Raw genomic sequence first — 2,915 nt, forward strand, 5'->3', positions numbered from 1 at the left:
GTCTGGGGACGGCGGTGCGGGAGGGGGCCGCGTCGGTGACCCAGCTGGACATCTATCCGCTGCCGGAGGCGGAGCGGGACGAGGACGTCGAGCCATGGCCGACGTATCCGAAGATCTACCGGCTCTCGGCAGCGCACGAGGAGGCGCGCGATCTGGGCACCGCGCCGGCCGCGGACGCGGACGCGCGGCTGTTCGCGGCGTCCACGCTCCGCTTCACGGGGGACGAGGCAGGTCATGTGCGCGGGCTGCACCTGGTCGAGGTGGACGAGCGGCGCCGGCCGCGGCCGGGCACCGGGCGGACCCTCCCCGCCGACCTCGTCCTGCTCGCTCTCGGCTTCTCCGGCCCCGACCGCCACGACGGGTTGATCGACCAGTTGGGGCTGGCGGTCGAACCGCGGGGCACGATCGCCCGCGGGCCGGACTTCGAGACCAACGTGCCCGGTGTGTACGCGGCCGGGGACGCCGCCCGGGGGCAGTCCCTCATCGTCTGGGCGATCGCCGAGGGTCGGGCGGTGGCCGCCGCGGTGGACCGCCGGCTCACCGGCGCGGAACGACTGCCGACGCCGATAGGACCGTACGACCGACCGATGACGGCGTGACGCGGGCGGCTCCGCTGGCTCGCCGCCGGCTCCGAGCGTTGGTCGGTGCCCGCCGGCTCTAGCGTTCGTCCGTGCCCGCCCTCTTTCCCGTCGCCAGGGCTATCCGGTTCCACGTGTTGATGGTGAGGATCAGGGCCAGGACGCGGGCCAGTTCCGCGTCGTCGAAATGGGCGGCGGCCTCGGCGTAGACGTCGTCGGGGACGCCTCGCTCGGCGACGAGGGTGACCGCTTCGGTGAGGGCGAGGGCCGCCTGTTCGCGCGGGGTGAAGAAGTGCCGGGCCTCGCGCCACACCGGGACCATGTGGAGGCGGTCCTCGCTCTCGCCGGCCTTGCGGGCGTCGTTGGTGTGCATGTGCAGGCAGTAGGCGCAGTGGTTGAGGTGGGAGGCGCGGATCTGGATCAGTTCGACGAGGGCGGGGTCGAGGCCCTCGCGGGCCGCCGCGTCGAAGCCGATGAGCGCACGGAAGACGGGCCGGGCCGCCTTGGCGAAGTCGACGCGGCGGGGCCGGGGCGCGGTGCTCGCCGACGCGTCCGTGCCCGTGTTCGTGCTCGTGTTCGTGCTCGTGCTCGCGTTCGTCGTCATGACCATGAATCTAGGTGCCGGAAAGACCTGTCGTAGGGTGCATTTCCATGGAGGATTCGTGGGTCAATTCCGCGGAGAGGATCGGTGCCGATCTTCATCTGGAGCTGTCCGCCGCCGGGGGCCGGCGCGCCGCGCTCATCCGGGCCCTGCGGGACGCGGTTCGCGGCGGACGGCTGGCGCCCGGCACTCGGTTGCCTCCGTACCGCTCGCTCGCGGCGGATCTCGGGGTCGCGCGGAACACGGTCGCCGACGCGTACGCGGAGCTCGTCGCCGAGGGGTGGCTGACGGCGCGGCAGGGCTCGGGCACCCGAGTCGCGGAGCGGGCGGCACCGCTGGACGCGTCCGCTCGCGTCCCGAAGAAGGTGCCCGCACGCGCGCGTGGGCCCCGGCACGATCTGCGGCAGGGCACTCCGGACGCGTCGTCGTTCCCGCGGGCGGCCTGGGCGGCGTCGTACCGCAGGGCGCTGGCGCAGGCGCCCAACGACGCGTTCGGACCCGGCGATCCGGCGGGCCGGATCGAGTTGCGCGAGGCGCTCGCCGAGTATCTGGCACGCGCGCGTGGGGTGCGCACCGAGCCCTCTCGGATCGTGATCTGTTCGGGCTTCGCCCACGCCCTGCGGCTGCTCTTCCACAGTGACGTCAGCGGCCCGGGTCACGGACGGGTGCTGCGGGGCCCGCTGGCCGTCGAGTCGTACGGCCTCGGTTTCCACCGGGAACTGTTGACCGCGGCGTCCGTACGGACCGTTCCGCTGCCGCTGGACGACGACGGGGCGCGGGTCGACGGGCTGGACCGGGAGCGGGCCGTGCTGCTCACGCCCGCGCACCAGTTCCCGACCGGCGGGCCGCTGCATCCGTCCCGCAGGGCTGCCGTCGTCGACTGGGCACGCGCGCGTGGCGGGGTGGTGCTGGAGGACGACTACGACGGGGAGTTCCGCTACGACCGCAAGCCCGTCGGTGCCGTGCAGGGGCTGGATCCCGAGCGGGTCGTGCACATCGGTTCGGTCAGCAAGAGCCTGTCGCCGGCGTTGCGGCTGGGCTGGATGGTGCTGCCGGAGCGGTACGTCGACGCCACGCTGGTGGCGAAGGGCGAGCGGGAGGCGTGGGCGAGCGCCCCGGACCAGCTGGCGCTGGCGGACTTCATCGTCTCGGGGTCGTACGACCGTCATGTGCGGCGGATGCGGCAGCGGTACCGGGCGCGGCGGGACCGGCTGGTGGCCGCCCTCGACGCGCAGGCGCCGCACATCGAGGTCACCGGGATCGCGGCCGGGCTGCACGCGGTGCTGCGGCTGCCGCCGGGCACCGAGCGGTCCGTGGTGCGGGCGGCGACCTGGCAGGGCATCGCGCTCGACGGGCTGGCCGAGTTCCGGCATCCGCGAGCGACCGGCAAGGACGCGCCGGACGGCCTGGTCGTGGGGTACGCGACGCCCCCGGAGCACACGTACGCCGCGGCGGTGGAGGCGCTGTGCGGGGTGCTGCCACCGGAGTGAACGCTCCGGCCGCGCGCCCCGGCGCCCGGCCCCTTTCGATGGAGCCGGGGAGGCACGGAGGCTCGATGGAAGCAGGGGGGAACGGAGGCATGTCACGATGGCACATAACGCGTATTCGACAATAAATCAACCCCGGTGGGACCATGGCCTCAGGAGGTACGGCACCGCTGCCGGCACCGCATGACAACTCGGCGGTGACCTGCCCCCATCCTTCGTTCCGTCGTCAGGCGTAGGGCCCCTCCCGCC

Annotated in this window: 3 protein-coding genes; 2 read left to right on the plus strand and 1 reads right to left on the minus strand. The window is 73.6% G+C overall.

What is annotated here, in order from left to right:
- The coding region (locus tag AOK15_RS39080) for an FAD-dependent oxidoreductase (protein ID WP_167738911.1) at positions 1-599 on the plus strand (599 nt) is incomplete at its 5' end.
- A gap of 58 nt (positions 600-657) precedes the next feature.
- Here the strand turns inward: AOK15_RS39080 and AOK15_RS39085 are convergent.
- Positions 658-1,182: a carboxymuconolactone decarboxylase family protein gene (locus AOK15_RS39085; RefSeq protein WP_055523728.1), complete on the minus strand. Its 525-nt coding sequence runs from the start codon at positions 1,180-1,182 to the stop codon at positions 658-660.
- A gap of 47 nt (positions 1,183-1,229) precedes the next feature.
- Here AOK15_RS39085 and pdxR point away from each other — a divergent pair, with 47 nt between their 5' ends.
- Entirely contained in the window at positions 1,230-2,669 is a 1,440-nt protein-coding gene (pdxR, locus tag AOK15_RS39090; protein WP_055523725.1) for a MocR-like pyridoxine biosynthesis transcription factor PdxR, read from the plus strand.
- The last annotated feature ends 246 nt before the right edge of the window (positions 2,670-2,915 follow it).

This window comes from Streptomyces ossamyceticus (assembly GCF_001418475.1).
In the GTDB taxonomy this organism is placed as follows: domain Bacteria; phylum Actinomycetota; class Actinomycetes; order Streptomycetales; family Streptomycetaceae; genus Streptomyces; species Streptomyces ossamyceticus.

Bases quoted from the DNA above. Each gene is read 5' to 3' on its own strand.
- AOK15_RS39085 (WP_055523728.1), bottom strand. From the start codon at position 1,182: ATGACGACGAACGCGAGCACGAGCACGAACACGAGCACGAACACGGGC.
- pdxR (WP_055523725.1), top strand. From the start codon at position 1,230: ATGGAGGATTCGTGGGTCAATTCCGCGGAGAGGATCGGTGCCGATCTT.